Genomic DNA, 24,068 nt, shown 5'->3' with positions numbered 1-24,068 from the left:
AGAATGTTCACTGAATTAATCGTATTTAATTTATTTCTTGAAGTGTAACACTGGCATGTCTTCATACCAAGAAATCCTGCTCTTGCGATGCCTATCAAACACCGAGTCAATATCAAATAGATACGCTATGCATCAGCAACCGAGAAATAAATAATGGAGGATAAAATCGAAGGGAAGTACAAAAATGAAGCAGGCCGGTAGGCCGGATTCTGTTACGGCGTTTTGCATTGCTGCATCACGCTATGACAATCATTCCTCTAGGCGACGAATTGCTCCGCCGCTCAAGCTTTCTACCCGCACGCTCAGCGAGCCACCTCAACGCGTGCCTATTTGAAATTGCTCCAGGTGGAGGTTACCGCGTTTCACCCTTTGTGGTTTAGCATAGGCTTGCGCCCGCTACTCCCCAAAGACTCGTCTCTGTGGCCCTATTCCTCGCCTTATACCTTAGCTTGCGCCTTGGCTTTCAACGTACGGCCGTTAGCCGTCACCCTGCTCTATGGAGTCCGGACCTTCCTCCCGTCATCGTATCAGCACGACAACCAGCGATTGTCTGGCCTGCTTCATGCGCTATTGTAACAGCTAGCTCTTGAATCCCTAAACGAAGCTGGAATTTATTCACCGAATTATTCTCCTAAATCCCTACCGAACTCCTTCACGCCAATGATCAAATTAAACCAATGCCATGCAAAACTGTTCAATAAGCAAATCGAATCAGCATAAAAAAACGTCAATTCACAAGCGTAAATTGACGTTTCTGTTTGCAAAGCTAAGCAATAACTTACAGCACTAATTTATCGAGCTATTGCATTGCACTTAATCTTACCAAGTGCCGCAATAATCATAGTAAAAATTAAGCAGCTTTCGCATTCAACATTTTTTGTTTTAAGGCTTCATCAGCAGGTTCTTTGCCTATCCAAATACGCAAGACTGCGTTATAAAAGCTCAAATCATTGATCGTCTCGCCTATCTTTTGACCATTAAATTGACATACCACACCTGTGCCTGGCACCCAGTCAAAGGTTAGGATATCGCCCTTCTTTAATACTGGAACCAAGGAAAACATCTTGCCGAAACTAATCATCGGTTTGATTAATTTGGAACGCTCATCAATATCAAGATTGGCTCGTAGCCCATCCATAAAGCGCTGTCCCAAGTCATCGTTACTAAGATCACGCATCATCACCAAGGTGACACGTTTTGCACCAGGCATTGCTAAAACATCGGCTGTAGTATTTTTTTCCTCTGGCAAATATAGTGCAGCGACATATACCTTGAAAAACACCTTGTACCGAACCCCTGCTCCATTCAGTTTCAAGGATTGAGAGCCAACTTGTACCGAGTCGTCGAGCTTCACCCCAGATACCGTTACCGTATCGGCACTTGCGCTCGATGAAAACATCGATGCACATACCATTGCAGCGTTGACTAAGCCTATTTTGAAGATGAGTGGAAGTTTCATGCTGTCTCCTAGTTTCTATAATGTCATTCAACACTTTGGCTGAATGCTGGTATTTTTTTACTTTTAGAAGATAGTGAAAAAGCTTAGTAGGTGCAAGCAAATGCAGCTGGAAAAGACAGGATTGGAATGGTTACTCGAAATCTTGCAGCAATTTTCTTAACGAAAAACCATGCAATTGATATTCAACCTAGCTTAAAAAATAATTAAAACCCTTGGTTCTATACAAGCATCGAATACGCAGCAAGAAAGCAATCTAGAAGTGACAAAGTTCTTTTGCCAGCAGCATCGACAGCATCAATCAAGAATTTCGACAAAACTTGATCAATTTGCGCAGAATCAAGCATTCGATGATGCTGGAGATACACAATCCGACATACACTAGTCGCTTACTATCTTTCTCTTAGCCCGAGTCAATGGTTAATAACATTTATTACGGGCACTCTCTTTCACTCGCCTATCTAAATTCAATGGATACACTGCATATAATCAGGACTACACAATGAAAATTTCATTCCACGGTGCCAATAAAGATGTCACAGGCTCATGTCATTTAATCGAATGTGCGGGTAAAAAGGTCTTAATTGATTGTGGTTTATTTCAAGGCGGTCATGATCTTTCTGATGAAAATACCGAAGACTTTGGATTTGATCCTGCAGAAATTGATTATTTGCTGTTAACCCACGCTCACCTGGATCACTGTGGCCGTATTCCTTTGCTCGTAAAACGAGGTTTTAGAGGAGAAATCATCACGAGTGCTGCCAGCAAAGATTTGGCTCGTCTGGTGCTACTCGATTCTGCACATCTGCAAGAGGCTGATGCGCGTGCGCAGTTACGCAAACAACAGCGGCACTCACAAAAACGCGTGACGCAGGATGAACCGCTCTACACTTTATATGATGCTACGCGTAGCTTCGATTTTTTTGGCAGGGTCGCGCACTACAATAAGGCGATCAAAGTTGCTCCCGGCATTACCGCAACTTTCTATGATGCTGGCCATATTCTCGGTTCAGCCAGTATTTATTTAGAATTAAAAGAAGGACGTAAAACGTGTTGGATAGTGTTTTCAGGCGATATAGGCAGCAAGGGTCGTAAAATCTTACGTGATCCAGTGATTCCGCCGCCTGCGGATATCGTCGTCATGGAAACCACCTACGGTGATCGACTACATCGTTCACTTGATGCATCGGTAAAAGAATTTTATCAAGCGATTAACGACACCTTTGAACACGGTGGCAACGTTATTATTCCGACCTTTGCGCTAGAACGGGCGCAAGAGATTTTATGGTATTTGCGTGAAGGTGTTGAAAAAGGCAAACTGCCTGCTGCCATGCATGTGTTTCTTGATTCACCGATGGCAATCTCGGCAACCGAAATCTTTCGGGATCATCCTGAATGCTACGATGAAGAAGCTGCCAAATTACTCAAACAAAAACGCGATCCATTTCAATTAAATAATTTGCACATTACACATGATGCAGCGGACAGCATGGCAATTAATCGCATCACCAGTGGTGCAGTCATTCTGGCTGGCGCTGGTATGTGTAATGGCGGTCGGGTAAGGCATCATTTAAAACATCATTTGTGGCGCAGAAACGCGAGTGTGATTTTTGTTGGTTTTGCTGCACGAGGCACCTTGGCAAGACAGATTATTGACGGGGCTAAAAGTGTTCGCTTGTTCGGTGAAGAAATTGATGTCAACGCCAATGTTTATACCATCAACGGTTTTTCAGCACATGCGGACCGCGCTGAATTATTGGCTTGGCAAAAGAAAATTACGCCAACACATACGGTCTTAGTACATGGCGAAGAAGACGTTATGCAAAGCTTTGCATCTCAATTAAAAAATACTGAGATACACATTCCTCAAAAAAATCAACGATTTAGCCTGCCTGATTTTAAGATTCTAGATTAAGCAAACCTGTATCAAGCATACCTATGTAAAACATTAATTATCCACTACGATTCGAGCGGGCAAGGTAAAATTTGTGTTCGCTTAAATATGTTTTCATAAAATTGATTTGGGCGAACTGATCAACGAATTGGAGTTTCTATGTTTTCAAAAAAGAGTTTGCGCGTTGTTGGTGGTGGATTATTGTTAGCTTGTTCTGGTTTGGCATCGGCAGGAAATGACTTTGCTCAACTCAAAACATTAAGTCAGCCCGAGTTCAAACGACTCGCAAGCGATTTCACTTCGGTAGCCAGCTATAAAGCGGTGACGCCGGCAGCAGCATTAGGCATTACTGGATTTGATGTAGGTGGCGAATTGTCTATTACGCAGTTGGGTAATAGCGCGGTATGGAAGAAAGCCGGGAGCGACGTGTCTACACTCATCGTTCCGCGATTACATATTCATAAAGGTTTACCTTTGAATATCGATATTGGCGCATCCTTAAGTGCAGTTCCTGATTCCAATATCAAATTAATGGGCTTAGAAGCGCGTTATGCCCTTCTCGAAGGAAATGTCGCCTTGCCAGCGATTTCAGTCCGTGGTGCTTACTCCAAATTATCCGGTGTCAATGAATTGGGGTTCAATAGTAAGAGTGTCGAATTCTTGGTTTCCAAAGGCTTTGTTATGTTCACACCTTACGTTGGCGCGGGACGTGTGTGGGGCAATCTATCTCCTAATGTCATTGGTTTAAGAAAAGAAAGTACTACCGCGAATAAATTATTTGCTGGTCTGAATGCAAATTTAGGCTTGATGAACTTAGCGGCTGAAGTGGATCGCACTGGCGACAATGACACGGTCAGTGTCAAACTTGGATTCCGTTGGTAAATTTCCGCACAACTTGAGGCTCTCAGTGAATGCAACGCATCAACAACATCAAACATTGAAGCCTCAATTTACATTCCATTTGCTCGGCGAAAGATCGGCTGTGATGCAGTCGATTTCCACGCACATCGACCTCGATTGCCAGCGCTTAATTTGGGCGATTGCGCAAAAAATACAAACACTAAATATTTGTATCGATGTGGTTCCTGGCATGAATAATCTAACGCTAGTATTCGATCCAATACGCCATCCACCGCAAGCCATCTTGGCACAATTAGAGGAACTGGCTGCAACTACTGAAGTGACAGAATCGGCGACACGGCATGTACAAATTCCGGTGAAATATGGCGCGCAATATGGTCCAGATTTGGCCATCGTCGCAGATCATTGCCAGCTGAGTACCGAAGAAGTGATTCAACTACATAGCGAAGCTAACTACTTGGTTTACTTTCTTGGATTCCAGCCTGGCTTTGCCTACCTTGGCGGCTTAAATCCGCAATTAGCAACTCCAAGAAGAACCGAACCGCGCACAAGAATAGAAGCGGGTTCTGTTGGGATCGGCGGCAATCAAACTGGCATTTATCCGGCAGCTAGCCCCGGTGGTTGGCAAATTATTGGTCATACCTCACTACGCCTGTTTGATCCACATAGATCGCCCGCTAGCTTGTTGCAACCCGGCGATACAGTAAGCTTTATTGTCGAAGGCTGAGCATGAACAATCAAGCTGCGCTATCGCAAATTGGTATATTGAAATCGGGTATCCAAACCACGATTCAAGACCTTGGCCGAACTGGCTATCGTCACCTTGGCATCGCACAAGCGGGCGCACTGGATCGCTATTCACTGATTCTTGCCAATAAACTGGTCGGCAATCCTGAACACTGTGCTGGCATTGAAATAATGATTGGTCCGGTTGAAATTCAGTTTCATCGCGACACTTGGTTTGCCTTATGCGGTGCCAATTTTGGCGCAGAACTCAACGGTCGACCCATCGCCAAAGCGTGGCGACATTTTGCCCGTGCTGGTCAAATTTTAGTATTACGCGGTGCCGTCAAAGAGGCTTTAGCCTACATGACAGTAGATGGCGGCATTCATAACGAAATCGTTCTCGGCTCTCGCGCCACTGACTTACAAGCCGGTATTGGCGGACATTTCGGCAGGGCATTGAAAAAAGGCGATCTGCTCAAAATCGGTACGCCTCAACAATCGCAGCAAGCTCGGCGCTCCGTCGGTGTTCAGCAAAGAATATGGACACCCGAAATACGCGCAATTCGCGGCCCAGAGTATTCCCAATTTGATAGCGATTCACAAAAGAAATTTTGGCAGCAAGCTTGGAAAGTAAGTAGCCAAAGCAATCGTATGGGGTATCGCCTGATCGGCGAATCCAATGACAAGCGCAGTAGCAACCAACTGACCCGCATCGAACAAAAAGAATTGCTGTCGCATGGTGTTGTACCCGGAGTGGTTCAAGTACCCGCTAACGGCCAGCCTATCGTCTTACTGGCCGATTGCCAAACCACTGGCGGCTATCCAAAGATAGCCTGTGTTATCGAAGCCGATTTATGGAAAATTGCGCAAACCCCGATTGGCCAACACTTTTGTTTTATCGAAGTCGACCAAGCGCTTGCGATGGAAGCACAACAAAAATGGCAACGCGAACTTGCAAGAATTCATGGTGCAGCCAATGTCTAAAGCGATACAAAAAAATTCCAGAGTCATCGATCTCAATGCTGATCTAGGTGAGGGTGGTGCCTATGATGCAGAAATTCTCCAGATCGTAAGCTCTGCCAATATTGCCTGTGGTGGCCATACTGGCGATCAACAAAGTATGCGTGAAGCAGTACGATTAGCGAAGGTACACAAGGTGGCGATAGGCGCACACCCCAGTTTTGTCGATAGAGTCAACTTTGGCAGAAGCGCACAGAACCCGCATCCTAATCTGCTATTCCAGCAGCTATGCGAGCAAGTAAGTCAGTTAGCAAACATTGCAGCGCAAGAAGGCTACCCCCTGCAACATCTCAAGCCACATGGCGCTTTGTACAATCAAGCTGCGCATGACGCCGTGTTAGGGGAAGTCATCATCCGCGTAATTCGCGCTTGTGACCCATCACTGACCTTAATTGGCTTAGCCGGAAGCGCACTTCTGACACAAGCGCAAAACGCTGGAATAAAAACAAAAGCAGAGGCGTTCGCCGATCGTCGCTATAACAAAGACGCAACTCTGCGTGCGCGTAGTTTCGCCGATGCGTGTATTGAAAGTGACGATGATGCTATACAACAAGTACTGAATTTAATCGAAAAGCAACAAGTTGTTTCTGTAGATGGGCAGAAGATACATATAGAAGCTCAGACGATTTGCGTACATGGTGATGGCGAACACGCCTTACATTTACTCAAAAGCATACGTGACAAATGCACCGAGCTCGGCTATACAATCCAATCAGTATGTCATTAGCGATGCTCGCAACAAGATTGCTATAAGAGCATCGGGACATCGGGGCATCGCTATTCAACTTGACGCACAATTTATCCATAAATCTAAAAATACGTAAGGGAGATAAAAACAATGGACAGCAATCTATGGTTGCCGCTGATTGGTATTCCAATTATTGTCGCCGGCTTTGCACTACGATTTAATCCGCTTTTGGTTGTCATCGCTGCTGGCATGGCAACCGGTTTAGCGGTTGGTATGGATCTAGGATTATTGCTAGAAACTTTTGGCGAGAAATTTATGAATAGCCGTCAATTAGCAAGCATCTTACTGATCCTTCCAGTGATTGCGATCCTTGAGAGATACGGATTAAAGGAGCGCGCGCAAAGCTGGGTTAGCGGAATTCGAAGTGCTACCGCAGGACGCATCTTGATGCTGTACTTCGTACTACGTCAGTTTACTTGCTCACTCGGACTAATTAGTTTGGGCGGGCAAGCCCAAACGGTTCGCCCTCTGCTGTTTCCTATGGCTGAAGGCGCGGCACTATCGAAGTATGGTGAATTACCGGAGAATTTACGTCAAAAAATAGCAGCCCATGCAGCCGCTTGCGACAATGTCGCCTTATTTTTTGGGGAAGATATTTTCATCGCATTCGGCGCGGTTTTATTGATGACCGGCTTCTTGAAAGAAAATGGCATCACCGATGTTGAACCTTTAATGATTGGTCTATGGGCCATCCCTACCGCGGTCTGTGCGTTGGTAATTCACTTAGTTCGACTGTCATGGTTAGACGCACAAATTGCACGCGATGTACAAACTTGGCAGCGACAACACACAGGAGTACGCGCATGAATGCAACAAATCAAAGTGCATTCAGCATCATCAGCATTCAAGTCATTTTTTACTTAATCGGTATCGTCGTGATGGCAATCGCTTGGTTGAGCATACGCGATCACAGTAATCCAAAACGTTATACCACGGGCTTGTTTTGGTTTCTATTCGGCATAGGATTTTTATTTGGCGATGCGATGATCGCGACTTTAGGCAAATCACTGAGCTATAAGATACTTGGTGGCATCGTGATGCTATTAGCATTGATTGCTGGCAGTAATTTACTAGGTAGCGGTCAACATCCAGCGCAAGCAAATTGGGATAAGGCGGCATTCGCAGGCCGATTCCAAAATAAACTATTCTTACCTGCCATCGCGATCCCGATTATTACTGTGATTTTGAGTAGTTTAGGGAAAGACCTCAAAATTGGTGAGTACTTTATACTCGATCAAAAAAATCTGACCTTGGCTTGTCTCACCATCGCCTGTGTTTTCAGCCTGATCTATGCTTACTTCATCACCGGAGGAACTCCAGTGGTCGCAGTGCAAGAATCAAGACGTTTAGTCGATTCGATGGGTTGGGCCCTGATCTTACCTTTGATGTTGGCAATGTTAGGTGGCGTGTTTGTTGCTGCCAAAACAGGACAATCGATCCAAAACCTAGTGACGATGTTTGTTGATCCAAGCAGTCGCCTCGCCTTGATCGTGATTTACTGTCTCGGCATGGCGCTGTTTACGATGGTGATGGGAAATGCCTTTGCCGCATTTCCTGTGATGGCAGCAGGGATTGCCTTACCGTTTTTAATCTTGCAGCATCATGCTAGTCCAGCACCATTAGTAGCGATTGGCATGCTATCTGGCTATTGCGGTACTTTGATGACGCCGATGGCAGCCAACTTCAATATCATCCCAGCTGCGCTATTGGAATTAAAAGATAAATATCAAGTCATCAAATATCAAATTCCAACCGCGATTGCGGTCTTAATCTGCAATATGATTTTGATGTACTTTCTGGTTTAATTTTTTAATACGCAAAGTGCGAACTATGCCAACCATCTTACTCACTGGCTTCGAACCATTCGATCGAGAAACGATCAATCCATCTTGGGAGCTTGTTCAACAATTTACCGGCAGATCATTTGGTAATGATTATCAAGTACAAGTGGCACAACTGGCCTGTGAATTCGGCAATGCGATTGATCAGCTAGTTGATTTACTCGATCACCATCAACCAGAAATCGTTGTATGTATAGGGCAAGCTGGCGGCAGAGCGGATTTCAGTATTGAAAGAGTGGCGATCAATCTCGATGATGCGCGGATTCCTGATAATGCAGGTGCTCAGCCGATCGATCAATCCATCGTCACCGATGGACCTGCGGCCTATTTTTCAAGCTTACCACTGAAGAAAATTATTAGTAAATTACGTGATCATGGTATTCCTACCAACATCTCACATACCGCTGGCACCTATGTTTGCAACCACGTGTTTTACGGTTTGATGCATTATGCCAACACCCATCCGCAGTTACGGCATGCGGGATTCGTCCACATCCCCTACCTCCCTGCGCAAGCCTGCCACCATCCAGGCGCGGCCAGCATGTCACTCGAGTCACTAGAAAAAGCGCTCGTTCTCCTAGTAGAAACGATCTTGGATGAAGATGCATTCGCAGATACTTCGATGCAATTTAGTACAGGAACTATTTGTTAATTACCAACTTATCAAAATTGAGCGTGAAATGTGAAGATAAAAAAATTTCCTTCACGCAGTTTTTTTCATGCAATAAGCGCAAAATATTGTTTAGAATCATTTGTAGAGGAGCTAAGACTTGATCTCGAAAAAGATCATAGAACGCAGGTAAATGATCCAATCGAAAAAAGCTAACGAGAAAAAATAGACGGACTAGCATCAAGCTGAATACCCAACTCCTAAGAAATTTAAGGTGTAGGGCTGCAAGTTGTTAAATAAAAAGTTAATGCAAGATTGAATTGGGATAAGTGATTATGCAAAACGATTTTTTTCGTCAACCCGCTTTTGCCTATCTGGCTGGATTCATGGGCATTGCAACTAGCTTCACGCTAGCGTGGCGTCAACCTAGCCTACTTAGCTTTTCTTTGTTTGCTTTATCCGCATTATTGATTGGCTTGCTTGCCCTCAGTCTACTACGCAGTTTTGCGATACTCAATGCAGACGAACTCACAAACGAACAATTCGGCAGCAGTGCCGACACAGTCAATGAATTACGTGAACTATTAACGAATGTTCTGCCGATTTGGGAGGCGCACGTGGAATCTGTGCGTTCACAATCAGAATCTTCTGTGCATGATTTAATTAATAGCTTTTCTTCGATGGTAAGTGAGCTCGATAAAGCGGGCTTTGAAGGTGTCAGTAATGTTGATCGTCACACTGCGCAAAACTCGGATGTCACAATCACCCTACTTCAACTCTGCAAAAAGGAATTGGCACCATTGATTAACTCTTTATCTCAAATGATAGAGAGTAAGGACGAATTATTAACTTGTATTCGGGATCTCGCCAAAGCAACCAGCGATATGTCGAGTATGGCTCAAGACGTAGGCCAGATCGCCGCACAAACCAATCTGCTGGCGATTAACGCTGCGATTGAAGCAGCGCGTGTTGGCGTGCAAGGCAGAGGCTTTGCAGTTGTGGCAGATGAAGTACGAAAACTATCGCAGCGCTCGGCAGAAACTGGCAAACACATGGCGGAGCGCGTCAACCATATTGCAAACGTAACCAAAGTCGCATTAAATACGGCAGACCGCTCGGCAGTGCAAGACAAACGTATCTTAGAAATTTCAGGCGATGTGGTCAGAGACGTTTTGTCTCATGTGCAAACACTAGGCGATACCGCTGAGCAAATGCGACATCATGGCAATATCATCCGTACAGACATTGAAAACCTGATGGTGGCATTACAGTTCCAAGATCGAATTAGCCAAATTCTACAAGTCGTCAAAGATGACATGGATAAGCTATCTCAACTTGCCGACAATCTACATCAATCTACAGTACCCACTCCAGACACGTGGCTGGCGGGGTTAAAAGATACGTATACGATGGAAGAAGAACTGCATCGCCACAATAAGTCACCACAAGCGAATGAGGGAAAGCAATCTGAGATTACCTTCTTCTAAACCGACTCATCAATTAAACGAATCGTAAAAAATTAAGTTAAAGGCACCCTTATTATTCTAGGTAATTGGTATTGATATCTACACACCATTAACTTGTTTTCTTGATCGACGCTACTACGGAGTTTTGCATGTGGTCTTCTTTGAATAAACCGAGAATTCTGATAGTAGAAAGTGATGAGCTAGTTTCAATCTTCGTACAACTAAAACTGGAATTATTTGGCTACCAAACCATCGGCCAAACCAATTCTGGAGCCAATGCGATTCGCTTGGCTGGCGAACTTCGTCCAGATTTGATTTTGATGGATACGGAGCTTTCTGGCGACATCGATGGAATTACCGCAGCAGAGACGATACGTGCGCAATATGCACTACCAGTGGTATTCCTTACTGGTAAAAGTAATGATGAAACAATCTCTACCGCAAGTCGATTTCAAGGCTTCACCTACATCACAAAACCTTTCTCAGATCAAGAACTCCGTGCCATTATTCAGATGGCACTCTACAAACATCAAGCAGAGACAAAATTACAGATCAGCGATCTCGCTTTAAAAGCGATTTCACAAGGAGTCATTGTTTCTACGCCGGACAGAAAAATCGTCTCTGTCAATGATGCTTTCACCAAACAGACTGGCTACAGCATACAAGATATTTTTGGAAAGACTTGCCGTATCCTACAAGGTCCTTTGACCGATGCGATAATGGTGGCTGCGATTGAATCCGCATTGGCAGCGAACTTGCCATTCTTTGGTGAAATCTTAAACTATCGCAAAGACCAAAGTACGTTCTGGAATGAACTAACAATTACGCCTGCATTTGACGACGTTGGGCAAGTTACTCATTTCATCGGGATCACCCGAGATATAACAGAACGCAAAAAAACACTCGAAGCTCTGAGACAAAGTGAACATGATTTATTAGAAGCCGAACGTTCTACCCATGTAGGCCATTGGGTATGGGATGCCGAGTCAAAAAAAATCGGCTGGTCAGATGAAATGAATCGTATTTGGCAAAGGGAAACTGCAGAATTTGACGGTGACATCTTTAAGATGATCGCACAAACTGTACATCCAAATGACCAAGCTAAAGTCATTGCCACCTGCAAAGAAGCGTTCGAAAATCGTGAAGAACATGATCCGTTTGAATATCGTATTTTCCTACCCGATGGCAGCATTCGCACCATCTGGGCAAAGACAGGACGCAAACAAAGAAACGCGGCTGGAAAGATTGTTCGACTAACAGGTACAGTTCAAGACATCACTGAGCGTAGACAAGCCGAGGAAGAGCAGCGTTTAAATCACGCGCTAATGGAGCAGGCTTTTGGTAGCTCACCGATTGGAATGGCGCTAATTAATATCGAAGGAAAATTTCTTCGTGTGAATCGCATTCTTTGCGACATGTGTGGCTATAAAGAATCTGAACTACTGCATCAACCCACAATCAAATTCACACATCCTGATGATACCAATGTCGACAAAGAATTGGTTCGTCAACTGATCGATCGCGAGTTAGAACGCTTCGAGGTACATAAACGCTACTTCCATAAAGAAGGCCATGTTATTTGGCTGCAAGTGAATGTCTCTTTGGTCAGAGATACCAACGATGAACCTGTCAATTTCGTCACACAGATTCAAGATATTACACAGCGCTTATTGGCCGAAGCACAACTCAATCAATTATCACAAGCAGTTGAACAAAGTACAGAAGCAATCATTATCACTGACGTCATTGGAAAAATTGAATACGTCAATGACACCTTTGTTTTGAAATCAGGATTTAGTCGTGAGGAAGCCATCGGACGTTATCCCAATATACTAAATTCTGGTCAAACGCCTAGAGAAGTATTTTCCGCACTTTGGAGCACTATTCGCGCGGGAAAAACTTGGAAAGGCGAGTTGATCAACCGTAGAAAAGATGGCTCTATTTCGATTGAGTACGCAACAATTTCTCCATTACGCCAAGCCGACGGAAGCATTTCTCATTTTGTCTCAACCCAGGAAGATATCAATGAGAAGAAAAAACTCAGTGAAGAATTAGATCAACATCGGCATCACCTAGAAGAATTGGTCGATAGCCGTACCCATGAATTAGCCATTGCGCGCGAACTCGCCGAAGAGGCAAACCGTGCCAAGAGTGCGTTCATTGCCAACATGAGTCATGAAATACGGACACCGATGAATGGCTTACTCGGCATGACTTATCTCGCTTTAAATAGCGCGACCGATCCTAAGCAAATTGACTATCTTCAAAAGATTCATTTATCTGGACAACATTTACTGCACATCGTCGATGACATCCTCGATTTTTCTAAAATCGAGGCTGGAAAAATGCGCATCGAAGGAGTCGACTTTAGCCTAGATGATTTGATGGCAAAACTATCTGCGATGATGAATACCAAAGTAGCGGGACGCCAATTGAGCTGGCGCATCGCGATCGATCCAAATGTCCCAAGAGAAATGCACGGCGACCCGCATCGATTGAATCAAATTTTGATCAATTACACGAATAACGCAATCAAATTTACAGAGCATGGTGAAATCACCGTCAGTGCAAAAAAAATGCGCGATACTCCGAGTGGCTGGCTAATACGTTTTGAAGTCAGTGATACTGGAATAGGCATGAGCGCAGAGCAGCAAACCAAACTGTTCCGCTCCTTTGAACAAGCTGATAGCTCAACCACCAGGAAGTATGGTGGTTCGGGCTTAGGCTTGGCAATTAGTAAGGAGTTGGCGCTGTTGATGGGCGGTGAAGTCGGTGTTGAAAGCACATTAGGTGAAGGTAGTAAATTTTGGTTCACCGCAATGTTAGAACAGATCAAAGGACCACCAATCAAACTCAAGCAGGCAACAAATAATCAAAATGCCTTGCAACGCTTAAGGTCTATTACCGAGCACAAAAAAATACAAATCTTGTTAGTTGATGATAACGATTTCAATCAACAGGTTGGCAGTGAGCTGCTCAAGGTAGCTGGTTGCCATGTGATTGTCGCTGATGATGGGCAAAGGGCATTGGAGCAACTGACCGAACATAATCAGCAAATCGATTGTGTACTCATGGATATTCAAATGCCTGTAATGGACGGCTTGGAAGCGAGTCGCCGCATTAGAATGATTCCCCAATATATGCAATTGCCGATTATCGCCATTACTGCCAACGCAATGAATCAAGATCGTATTCACTGCCTTGCAGCAGGGATGAATGACTTTATCGCAAAACCTTTTGCACCAGATTTACTTTACGCAACGGTATTACGCTGGCTGGGTGGAATAGCAGAACAAATCTCTCATACCGAACTTTCACAAAATCCGATTGCTGAACTCATCAAATTCAATACAAATTCTGATCAGAATATTGACAATCCCAGCATTGCGATTGATCTAAAAGTATTGGCAAATCTGGTAGGCGACTCACCAGAAAAGATCGGAAAATTTGCACAGAAATTTGTCGATTCAGCACAGGCTGGCTTAATCGATATCCAGCAGATGGCAGACGCTGGTGATCTACAAGGTTTAAGTGCTTTAGGTCACAAATTAAAATCAAGCGCCAGAACTGTTGGGGCGATGCAGTTTGGAGAAGTATGTCATCAGCTAGAAGAATTGAAAAACCACGGCAAAATCGAAGATGCAACTTCCCGCATAGAAGAACTAAAACGCCTTTTTGAGCAAATAAAAACCGAAGTAGAAGCGTATCGATCGCCAACGACAAAGCTTACGACCGTCAGCGAAAATAGCCAAGCAAGTTCCGCGCAAGCCGTCAAAGATGATGATTCATCTTCTTTGAGTCAACTCAAGCCCAATTTGCATGTCTTAGTCTTGGAGAATGAAATTGGTGACTTGGAATTAACCTGCACCAGCTTACGCAAGCTAGGAGTAGCACGCGTCTCAAATTGTACTGAGGGCAATCAAGCATTAGCAGTACTGCGAACCTATGAGCCTGATGTATTAATTTGTGATTTAACGCTGCCAGGTATGGATGGTATTAGCTTCTTACGCATCGCTGCAGAAAATGCATATAAAGGTAGTGTGATAATTCTCAGCGCTGTCGATAAAAGCGTCATGAAAGCAGCGGAGAATTTAGTGAAAGCGTATGGTTTAAATTTGATTGGCACCTTGCGCAAGCCACTGGTGGAGAAGGAACTATTTGAGTCATTAGCAAAACGAGCGCCAAATCCTGCAGAGCAAGCAAAACGCTCAAAGGTACCGCCACTGGATCTCGAAGAGTTACAAGCTGGTTTTTCCGAGGACTGTCTTGAAGTGTTTTTCCAACCTAAGGTATCCATCAAAACCGGACGCGTGATTGGTGCGGAATGCCTTGCGCGTTGGCGTCATCCGACGCGAGGTTTATTGGGACCGAATGCATTTATTTCTGTGATGGAAGCGAATGGCATGATCGATGACTTGAGTAAACTCATTCTTGAGAAAAGCGCGATTCATTTACGAAAATGGTACAACCAAGGCCATCAATTGAAATTGGCCGTCAATGTGTCGATGGATAACTTAAATCAACTCGACTTGCCCGAGCAATTTGAATCGATCTTGAAAAAAGTCGGCATTCGCCCATCCCAATTTATTTTGGAACTTACCGAAACACGCTTGATGGCTAACTTAACAGTCAGCTTAGAAATCTTAACGCGCCTACGCTTAAAAGGCTTTGGCCTTTCCATCGACGATTTTGGAACTGGCTTCTCTACTATGGAAAATCTGAAACAATTACCATTTACAGAACTCAAAATTGATCGCGCCTTCGTCCACGGCACCAGTGAAGATGAAGCGTCTAAAGCGATCTTAAATTCGAGCATACAATTGGGCAAAATTTTCCATTTGAATTTAGTTGCAGAGGGCGTAGAAACGCAACAAGACTGGGATGTGATCGTTGAATCGGGTTGTGACGAAGTGCAAGGCTACTTTATCGCGCAACCAATGCCACCAGAGCAATTTATCGATTGGAAGATTAAATGGGAAAAACAAGCAAAAAAGGAAATTCTGTATTAACTCTACCCCCTTCCGATAAATGCGCTATCAAACTATCCCTCTTTGTAAAAAAACCTTTGAGAAAGTTCGGTGTATAGTAGCGAGTTAAATATCGAAAATCGTTCGTACTTTTTTACAAAGTAAAACGAATTCTGAGAAATATCGAAGGCCTCTTAAAAAACCATCAAGAAAGTTATACAAAATGACGAAAAGCTATGAAAACCTGAGCGTACTTATTGTTGACGATGACGAATTTCAAGTTGATTTTGTATCTGATCTATTAGCAGAGTTGGGGGTCAAAAAAATTATTGCCGCCAACGGTGGAAAACAAGGTTTGGCAGCATTCGACTCAGCTTCAGTGAAACCCGACTTATTATTATGTGATATTCAAATGCCCGATATCGATGGTTTTGAATTCATGAGCGCAATGCGTGACCGTGAATTTAAAGGTGGTGTGATTCTGATGTCAGGTCAAGGTTCACGCGTCTTGCACTCAGCATCGCTGGTTGCACAACTTTCCAGACAAAATTTCTTAGGCAATATTGAAAAACCTGTCAGCAAAGCAGCACTCGTCGATAAGATTAAAACCATCTTAGGGTGAGGATACAAATTTATTTTGCGCTCGCTAAGTTTTTGCTGCCATTTTGATCACATTCGCCTGTAGTGGCACAAAATTAGCACAAAAAGCACAGAAATATTGTTATTTATCGTTATTCTTACGCATTGCCTTATAATGCCCGCGAATTATTTGCGGGCATTATTTATTTAACTTTCCCTTATTTTTATCTATTCCATGAATACTCTGCTTTGGCTAGTCGTCATTTACTGGGTTCTTTCTGTTGGTCTCGGGCTCTATGCCGCCCGCTACGTCAATAATTCCAAAGACTTTGCGGTCGCTGGTCGTTCTTTGCCCATGTATATCGTCACCGCAACCGTGTTTGCGACTTGGTTTGGCTCAGAAACTGTTCTTGGAATTTCCTCGACCTTCGTAAAAGAAGGCTTAAAAGGCGTGGTGGCCGATCCTTTTGGCTCTTCGCTTTGCTTAATTTTTGTCGGCCTGTTTTTTGCGCGTCCGCTGTATCGGATGAATTTACTGACCATCGGTGATTACTACAAAGCGAAATATGGTCGCACTGTCGAAATTTTAGTATCTCTCTGTATTGTGGTGTCCTACCTGGGTTGGGTAGCAGCGCAAATCAAAGCCTTGGGCTTGGTGTTTAGCGTGGTCTCAGGCGGTGCGATCGATTTGAATACGGGCATGATTATTGGTGCTGGCAGTGTCTTGATTTACACCTTAATGGGTGGCATGTGGTCCGTTGCTATTACCGATTTCTTGCAAATGATCATCATCATGATTGGTATGTTGTACATGGGATGGGAAGTTTCAAACATGGTTGGTGGTGCGGGAACCGTGATTACGCACGCCGTCAATGCAGGAAAAATGGAATTTTGGCCGGCACCAACCACGCGCGAAGTGCTTTGGTTCTTTGCAGCATGGATTACGATGATGCTGGGTTCCATTCCACAGCAAGACGTATTTCAACGTGTTGCGTCGGCAAAATCCGAAAATGCAGCTGCTAACTCCGCCGTGCTAGGCGGCAGCTTGTATTTCTTATTCGCGTTTATTCCTATGTTTTTAGCTTACTCGGCAACCTTAATTGATCCAGCGATGGTTGCAAAACTAATCGACACCGATTCTCAAATGATCTTGCCGACTTTGATTATGACGCAAATGCCGCTGTTCGCCCAAGTCATGTTCTTCGGCGCATTGCTGTCAGCGATTAAGAGCTGTGCGAGCGCAACTTTGTTGGCGCCGTCCGTCACGTTTTCAGAAAATATTTTAAAACCACTATTTCCAAATCAAACCGACAAACAATTCCTATTGATGATGCGAATTGTGGTTTTGATCTTTACATGTATCGTTACTTTGTTCGCAATGAATACCAGCTCAAGCATTTACCAAATGGTTGAAAACGCCTACAAAGTCACCTTAGTGGCCGCATTTATTCCTCTAGCTTTTGGCTTGTATTGGAAACCAGCGACACAACAGGGTGCCCTACTTTCCATCATTTTCGGCTTAGTCACCTGGATTTCTCTAGAAATCTATGCACCTGAAGACTTCTGGCCACCTCAGCTCGCAGGTGTGTTGATGAGCTTAACCGGCATGTTGCTAGGTTCTTTGCTGCCGCAATTCATCGTTGCTAAACAAGCACCGACATCGCACTAAATGAGTAAGCCCCTGAATTAATCGGCGTTGAATCGGCAATCTACGCGCTTTTTGTAAAAGCCGCGCATAAACCGTTATAATTCAGGGTTTTACGAGTTTTCCTGAGGATAAAAATGCCTATCTATGCTTATCGCTGCGATGCCTGTGGCTTTGCCAAAGATGTGCTGCAAAAAATGTCAGAAGATCCATTGACGATTTGCCCTGAATGTCATCAGCCTAGCTTTAAAAAACAAGTCACTGCCGCTGGTTTTCAATTAAAAGGTTCTGGCTGGTACGTCACTGATTTCCGTGGTGGCAATTCAGATAAAGCCAGCACTGGCGCCGCTACTGGTGCGACTGCGAAAACCGAAGACAAAACCAGCGAAGCCAAGCCCGCAAGTTCGGCTGAGGCAAATAGCACTAGCAGTAGTAGCGAAAGTAGTAGTACAACAGCAACCAGCACAACGAGCGGTAGCGACAAAGCGGCATAACAGCAACACAATTTATCGAGCAAAATCCTGATCTATGCGTAAATACTTTATAACTGGCTTGCTGACTTTAGTACCGATTGCTATTACGGCATGGGTATTACATGCGGTTATCAGTAGCATGGATCAGACGCTATTGCTACTGCCAGAACAATGGCGCCCAGAAGCTTTAATCGGACTCAAGATTCCTGGCTTTGGTGTTGTGTTAACGGTTTTGATCATTTTCATTACAGGTTTACTAACACGAAACTTCATTGGCAATTACATCGTCAGCGCTTGGGAAGCTTTGTTAAATCGCATTCCTATCGTCAATTCGATTTATTCCAGTGTAAAGCAAGTCTCCGACACCTTATTTTCCTCGTCTGGAAACGCATTCAGCAAAGCTTTGTTGATTGAATATCCGCGACAAGGCGCTTGGACTATCGCTTTCTTGACTGGCAAACCCAGTGGTGATGTCAGCAAACATCTAGGTGAAGACTTCATCAGTGTCTATGTACCGACTACCCCCAACCCGACATCAGGGTATTTCTTAATTATCCCCAAAAAGGATGCGATTGAACTCGATATGAGTGTCGATACGGCGCTTAAATATGTGGTTTCTATGGGAGTTGTGGCACCAGAAGTTGCAGAAAAGGTGGCAGAACAAAACAATGCGACAAAAACCAATTGATCGCCCTAAAAATTGCTAAAATGGAATTTAACTCCATTCAATTCAACTAAATATTCACATCAAAGCTTTTAACTTTTAAGAAGACAGGTAAGAAATTATGTCCATGCGTACCAACTACTGCGGCCTTACTACTGAAGCATTACTCGGCCAAACCGTCAGCCTGTGCGGCTGGGTGCATCGCCGTCGTGATCACGGTGGGGTGATTTTTATTGATTTGCGCGACCGTGAAGGTTTGGTGCAAGTGGTGTGCGATCCAGATCGCGCTGAAGTCTTTAAAAATGCAGAAACCGTACGTAATGAATTCTGCTTACGCATTACCGGTATCGTACGTAATCGTCCAGACGGTACGATCAATGCCAATCTGAAATCAGGCAAAGTGGAAGTCTTGTGCCATGAATTAGAAATCTTGAATGCTTCGGTCACGCCACCATTCCAATTGGATGATGAGAACCTGTCTGAAACCACACGTCTGACACATCGCGTATTAGATTTGCGTCGTCCGCAAATGCAAAACAATTTGCGCTTGCGTTATAAGGTGTCGATGGAAGTCCGTAAGTTTTTGGACGCCAACGGTTTCATCGATATCGAAACACCGATGCTGACCAAATCCACGCCAGAAGGCGCGCGTGATTATTTGGTGCCGTCTCGCGTGAATGCGGGTAACTTCTTTGCCTTGCCACAATCCCCACAATTGTTTAAACAATTATTGATGGTGGCGAACTTTGACCGCTACTACCAAATCACGAAGTGCTTCCGCGATGAAGATTTGCGTGCTGATCGTCAACCAGAATTCACCCAGATCGATTGCGAAACTTCTTTCATGAGCGAACAAGAAATTCGCGATATGTTTGAAGGCATGATCCGTGGCGTATTCAAAAATACCTTGAATATTGATTTGCCGAACCCATTCCCAGTCATGGACTTCGCAGAAGCTATGGGCTTATATGGTTCCGACAAACCAGACATGCGCGTCAAATTAAAATTCACTGATTTGACGGATGTGATGAAAGACGTGGATTTCAAAGTCTTCTCAAATGCCGCCAACATGGTAAATGGTCGCGTAGTCGGTATGTTGGTACCAGGTGGCGGCAGCATGCCACGTTCTGAAATCGACGCTTACGATCAATTCGTGCGCATCTACGGCGCCAAAGGTTTGGCATACATCAAAGTGAATGACAAAGCTGCTGGCCGTGATGGCTTGCAAGCACCTATCGTCAAAAACTTACATGATGCCGCATTAGCAGAAATCATCGCTCGTACTGGTGCGAATGATGGCGATTTGATTTTCTTCGGCGCGGACAAAGCGAAGATCGTGAATGACGCAATCGGTGCATTGCGTGTCAAGATCGGTCATAGCGAATTCGGTAAAGCAAACGGTTTGTTCGAAGATGTATGGAAACCATTGTGGGTCATTGATTTCCCGATGTTTGAACATGACGAAGAAAATGATCGTTGGACCGCAACGCACCATCCATTCACCGCACCAAAAGATGGTCACGAAGACTTGATGGAAACTGATCCAGGCAAGTGTATCGCCAAGGCCTACGACATGGTCTTGAACGGTTGGGAACTCGGTGGCGGTTCAGTACGTATCCACCGCGCTGATGTACAAAGCAAAGTATTCCGCGCATTGAAGATCAATGACGAAGAGGCGCAATTGAAATTTGGCTTCTTGCTCGACGCTTTGCAATACGGCGCTCCTCCACACGGTGGTTTAGCCTTCGGCTTGGATCGTATCGTCACTATGATGACTGGCGCAGAATCGATCCGTGACGTAATCGCCTTCCCGAAAACCCAACGTGCACAATGTTTGTTGACGCAAGCACCGTCAGAAGTCGATGAAAAGCAATTAAAAGAATTGCATATTCGTTTGCGTGCTGCCGAGCCTAAAGTGGTTTAAACAAATTCAGCGCATCTAGTACTAACTAGTAGGGCAGATTGAAAACGGCAGACTTAGTTCTGCCGTTTTTTTTGTCGATTTTTATTGCAGTTTCTTGTCGATGACGATTAGTGTTTTGTAGATAGGTTGTGATCAAAGAAAGTGAAGCGTATTCGATTACATTCGGCATCCAGCCGGAACCAAGCAGCACTGCTAATTTGTGGCATACTGCCATCACACAAAATCGAGCACACTCCATCGAAAACCATGAGCAGCAATTACAAAATTCCCGAATCCGTTTTAGTCGTAATTTACACCCCAGAACTCGACGTCTTATTATTAGAACGCGCAGACAAACCAGGATTTTGGCAATCAGTTACCGGTTCTAAAGACAACATAGATGAGGCGCTTGCATTAACCGCACAACGCGAAGTCATGGAAGAAACTGGGATCGATACTACCCAGCATCGTTTGAGCGACTGGCAACTCTCGAATGTGTATGAGATTTATCCAACTTGGCGCCACCGTTATGCGCCCGGTGTGACGGAGAACAAAGAATATGTTTTTGGACTTTGCGTCTCACGCGACACCTCGGTTACACTAGCTCCAAGGGAGCATCTACAATATCAATGGTTGCCTTGGCAAGAAGCTGCTGATCGGTGCTTTTCTGCCTCGAATGCGGAAGCCATCTTGCAACTGCCGCAACGCCAGCGATAGCATCAACAGCCACGATAAATATCGGTCTAGTGAGCCACATGCAAACCATCGACAAGCGATCAAAAGAATTGAAAGTAAGCGTATGAAACTGCGTATTGCCACCTACAATATTCATAAAGGTGTCAGTGCTTTTGGTCGCAAGACACGCATTCATGATCTCAAAGAAGCGATCAAATTGCTTGATGCTGATTTAATTTTTCTTCAAGAAGTACAAGGTCAACACGATTACCACGCCAAAAAGCATGTGAATTGGCCAGAGCAAGGGCAGCATGTTTTTTTAGCTGGCGAGACGCACACCAGCGTGTATGGGATGAATGCGGTCTATCAGCACGGACATCACGGCAATGCCTTATTAAGTCGACTTCCGATTCTACAATCGACCAATTTTGACGTATCCGATCATGCTTATGAACAGCGCGGCATTTTGCATGTGCGGATACAGCTAGGCACACTTCATGCACATTGTTTCGTGATTCATTTGGGCTTATTCGCAGCCAGCCGTCGACGTCAAGTACAAGCATTGATTGCACAAATCCAAGCCGAAGTTGGCAGTAACGAACCACTGATTATCGCTGGTGATTTTAATGACTGGAGCAAAGGACTTAGTCGAACCTTGTATAAAGAATTAGGCGTGATCGAGGCCTTCGATATCGCTAATCACAGCCACGCCGAGCTACCGATTAAACGTAGTGCACTGAATTCGGTGAAAAGTCTTTTTAAATCGACCACCAATCACGCTCGTACTTTTCCGGCTGGTTTACCTTGGCTTAGTCTAGATCGGGTTTATTTACGAGGTTTTGAGGTAGAACAAGCGAAAGTCTTAAGCGGCAAACCGTGGTCGAATTTATCTGACCATGTACCGATCTGTGTCGATCTGCAACTCCAACAATCAACAAACAACCATGGCTAAACTTGTTTTTTGCGATGGTAATCAAATCCAATTACTACACACGGGAAAAGAGTTCTTCGCATCACTGATTGCGGCTATCGAACAAGCGCAACATGAAGTGCTGCTAGAAACCTATATCTATGCCAATGATCAAACCGCACAATTAATTACGCAGGCTTTGTGTGATGCTGCAAAACGTGGCCTTTGTGTGCAAGTTATTATTGATTGGATAGGCGGTGGCAAGCAAGCGACACAACTACAATCGGTATTTTTGAACGCTGGGGTCGAATGTCGTCTATTTAATCCGTGGTTCAAACGCGGTTTGGCGCGCACCCATAGAAAACTCGCGGTGATTGATCAATCGATAGGATTTGTTGGTGGCATCAATATTATTGATGATTGTGTCACGGACGATGGTAAAAACACGCCTCTACCCTACCCGCGCTGGGATTTCGCAGTGCGTTTATCTGGTACCTTGGTACCAGCGCTGCACAAAGAAGTGACTGCCCAATGGCTAAAAATGGGCAAACTTCAATTGCTGCAAAGACTAAAGCTGGCGGTGAATTTACGTAAGCCTCCTATGAGTGCGACCCATCACTTCAGCGAAGCCGCCCTCGTGATTCGAGACAATCTACGAAACCGCAGCACTATCCAAAAAGCCTATTTGAAAGCCCTCGGTTCTGCGCGTGAAACAGCGATTCTGGCCAATCCCTACTTCGCGCCTGGCAGAAAAATTCGTAATGCTTTAATTCAGGCAGCGCGACGCGGTGTCGATGTCAGCTTATTATTAGGCGTCGGCGATTTTGAATTCCAAGATGCGGTTGCGCAATCGTATTATCCAAAACTACTTGCTAGTGGTGTCAAGATTTACGAATATCACAAAACCAAGTTACATGCGAAAGTTGCCGTTATCGATCACAACTGGGCCACAGTCGGCTCCAGTAATTTTGACGGTTTAAGTTTGTTCGTCAATCACGAAGCCAACATCGTCGTGCTCGATCCCGTGTTTGCGCGCGATCTTCAACGCCACTTACAACAAGGATTACTTGATGCGACCAAAATTGATCCACATTGCGTCATTCGTTTATCTTGGCCAAAACGATTAAAACACCGCTTAGCATATTGGTTTTATCGGATAATCATGCGTATTGCCACACTAGGCCAATATCGCTAATCAGGTTTGCAGATTGTTTTACCTATCACTGAATAAGCTATGTCACAGTCAACTTTAGTTTCCACTCGCATCGACAAATGGCTTTGGGCCGCGCGTTTTTTCAAAACCCGCAGTTTAGCGACAAACGCGCTTGAACTAGGCCGCGTCCTACAAAACGAGCAAAGAGTTAAACCAGCGCACGCAGTGAAAGTTGGTGACATGCTAGAGATTCATCACGCTGATCAAGTATGGCAAGTCGAGGTCTTAAGAATTCTTGAAGTGCGCGGCTCCGCCAGCATTGCACAAACCATGTATGCAGAAACTGCTGACAGCATTACAAAACGTCAGCAAAGAGCCGAATATCGTCGTCTACATGCCGAACCAGCGGCGCAACTTCAACAACGTCCTACTAAACGTCAACGCCGCCAATTAGACAATATCGGAATCGACTAGGTC

General features: G+C 44.6%; 20 protein-coding genes and 1 other RNA gene. 19 read left to right on the top strand and 2 right to left on the bottom strand.

The features are described from left to right. Nucleotides 1–182: 182 nt before the first annotated feature. An RNA gene (gene rnpB / locus KDM92_RS11860) (RNase P RNA component class A) lies at nt 183–562 on the bottom strand. Between the two features lie 288 nt (nt 563–850). Then, a complete protein-coding gene (locus KDM92_RS11855; RefSeq protein WP_212684662.1) occupies nt 851–1,459 on the bottom strand; it encodes a chalcone isomerase family protein in 609 nt (202 codons plus the stop codon). 499 nt (nt 1,460–1,958) lie between these two features. Between KDM92_RS11855 and KDM92_RS11850 the strand changes: the two genes are divergently transcribed. The 19 genes from KDM92_RS11850 to KDM92_RS11760 all read left to right on the top strand — a co-directional run bounded on the left by KDM92_RS11850 (nt 1,959) and on the right by KDM92_RS11760 (nt 24,065). Beyond that, nucleotides 1,959–3,371 (top strand): MBL fold metallo-hydrolase RNA specificity domain-containing protein, encoded by a 1,413-nt coding sequence (locus KDM92_RS11850; protein ID WP_212684661.1) that lies wholly within the window; start codon nt 1,959–1,961, stop codon nt 3,369–3,371. A 138-nt stretch (nt 3,372–3,509) separates the two neighbouring features. Beyond that, complete coding sequence (locus tag KDM92_RS11845; RefSeq protein WP_212684660.1) at nt 3,510–4,232, top strand: hypothetical protein; 723 nt, start codon at nt 3,510–3,512, stop codon at nt 4,230–4,232. Between the two features lie 25 nt (nt 4,233–4,257). Then, entirely contained in the window at nt 4,258–4,938 is a 681-nt protein-coding gene (pxpB, locus tag KDM92_RS11840) for a 5-oxoprolinase subunit PxpB (protein ID WP_329603153.1), read from the top strand. 2 nt (nt 4,939–4,940) lie between these two features. Then, nucleotides 4,941–5,921 carry a 5-oxoprolinase subunit C family protein gene (locus KDM92_RS11835; protein ID WP_212684657.1) on the top strand — a complete coding sequence of 327 codons (981 nt, stop codon included), beginning with the start codon at nt 4,941–4,943 and terminating at the stop codon, nt 5,919–5,921. After that, complete coding sequence (pxpA, locus tag KDM92_RS11830) at nt 5,914–6,684, top strand: 5-oxoprolinase subunit PxpA (RefSeq protein ID WP_212684655.1); 771 nt, start codon at nt 5,914–5,916, stop codon at nt 6,682–6,684. The genes KDM92_RS11835 and pxpA overlap by 8 nt, the downstream gene beginning before the upstream one ends. Before the next feature lie 111 nt (nt 6,685–6,795). Beyond that, on the top strand, nt 6,796–7,512 hold the full coding sequence (locus KDM92_RS11825) for a DUF969 domain-containing protein (RefSeq protein ID WP_212684653.1): 717 nt from the start codon (nt 6,796–6,798) through the stop codon (nt 7,510–7,512). Continuing rightward, nucleotides 7,509–8,510, top strand: a complete 1,002-nt coding sequence (locus tag KDM92_RS11820) for a DUF979 domain-containing protein (protein WP_212684651.1) — start codon at nt 7,509–7,511, stop codon at nt 8,508–8,510. Before KDM92_RS11825 ends, KDM92_RS11820 begins: the two co-directional genes overlap by 4 nt. A gap of 25 nt (nt 8,511–8,535) precedes the next feature. Continuing rightward, nucleotides 8,536–9,198, top strand: a complete 663-nt coding sequence (gene pcp, locus KDM92_RS11815) for a pyroglutamyl-peptidase I (protein WP_212684650.1) — start codon at nt 8,536–8,538, stop codon at nt 9,196–9,198. 293 nt (nt 9,199–9,491) lie between these two features. Continuing rightward, nucleotides 9,492–10,643, top strand: a complete 1,152-nt coding sequence (locus KDM92_RS11810) for a methyl-accepting chemotaxis protein (RefSeq protein WP_212684648.1) — start codon at nt 9,492–9,494, stop codon at nt 10,641–10,643. A gap of 128 nt (nt 10,644–10,771) precedes the next feature. Next, the gene (locus KDM92_RS11805; RefSeq protein ID WP_212684646.1) at nt 10,772–15,631 is read left to right on the top strand and encodes a PAS domain S-box protein; all 4,860 of its coding nucleotides are present in this window, start codon (nt 10,772–10,774) and stop codon (nt 15,629–15,631) included. Nucleotides 15,632–15,812: 181 nt separating this feature from the next. Beyond that, nucleotides 15,813–16,211, top strand: a complete 399-nt coding sequence (locus tag KDM92_RS11800; RefSeq protein ID WP_212684645.1) for a response regulator — start codon at nt 15,813–15,815, stop codon at nt 16,209–16,211. Nucleotides 16,212–16,403: 192 nt separating this feature from the next. Then, nucleotides 16,404–17,837 carry a high affinity choline transporter 1 gene (locus KDM92_RS11795; RefSeq protein WP_212684642.1) on the top strand — a complete coding sequence of 478 codons (1,434 nt, stop codon included), beginning with the start codon at nt 16,404–16,406 and terminating at the stop codon, nt 17,835–17,837. A 113-nt stretch (nt 17,838–17,950) separates the two neighbouring features. Further along, nucleotides 17,951–18,307, top strand: a complete 357-nt coding sequence (locus KDM92_RS11790; protein ID WP_212684640.1) for an FmdB family zinc ribbon protein — start codon at nt 17,951–17,953, stop codon at nt 18,305–18,307. Between the two features lie 34 nt (nt 18,308–18,341). Further along, nucleotides 18,342–18,974, top strand: a complete 633-nt coding sequence (locus tag KDM92_RS11785; protein ID WP_212684638.1) for a DUF502 domain-containing protein — start codon at nt 18,342–18,344, stop codon at nt 18,972–18,974. A gap of 97 nt (nt 18,975–19,071) precedes the next feature. Continuing rightward, nucleotides 19,072–20,874, top strand: coding sequence for an aspartate--tRNA ligase (aspS, locus tag KDM92_RS11780; RefSeq protein WP_212684636.1), 1,803 nt, complete (start codon nt 19,072–19,074; stop codon nt 20,872–20,874). A 246-nt stretch (nt 20,875–21,120) separates the two neighbouring features. After that, nucleotides 21,121–21,570 (top strand): dihydroneopterin triphosphate diphosphatase, encoded by a 450-nt coding sequence (nudB, locus tag KDM92_RS11775; protein WP_212684634.1) that lies wholly within the window; start codon nt 21,121–21,123, stop codon nt 21,568–21,570. Between the two features lie 82 nt (nt 21,571–21,652). Beyond that, nucleotides 21,653–22,480 (top strand): endonuclease/exonuclease/phosphatase family protein, encoded by an 828-nt coding sequence (locus KDM92_RS11770; protein ID WP_212684632.1) that lies wholly within the window; start codon nt 21,653–21,655, stop codon nt 22,478–22,480. After that, complete coding sequence (clsB, locus tag KDM92_RS11765; RefSeq protein WP_212684631.1) at nt 22,473–23,633, top strand: cardiolipin synthase ClsB; 1,161 nt, start codon at nt 22,473–22,475, stop codon at nt 23,631–23,633. The genes KDM92_RS11770 and clsB overlap by 8 nt, the downstream gene beginning before the upstream one ends. A 39-nt stretch (nt 23,634–23,672) precedes the next feature. After that, on the top strand, nt 23,673–24,065 hold the full coding sequence (locus KDM92_RS11760; protein WP_212684629.1) for an RNA-binding S4 domain-containing protein: 393 nt from the start codon (nt 23,673–23,675) through the stop codon (nt 24,063–24,065). The last annotated feature ends 3 nt before the right edge of the window (nt 24,066–24,068 follow it).

The organism is Affinundibacterium baiyunense (assembly GCF_018139645.1).
In the GTDB taxonomy this organism is placed as follows: domain Bacteria; phylum Pseudomonadota; class Gammaproteobacteria; order Burkholderiales; family Burkholderiaceae_D; genus Undibacterium; species Undibacterium baiyunense.
Note: the sequence above shows the minus strand (reverse complement) of the source record. Positions and strands in the feature narration are given on the sequence as shown.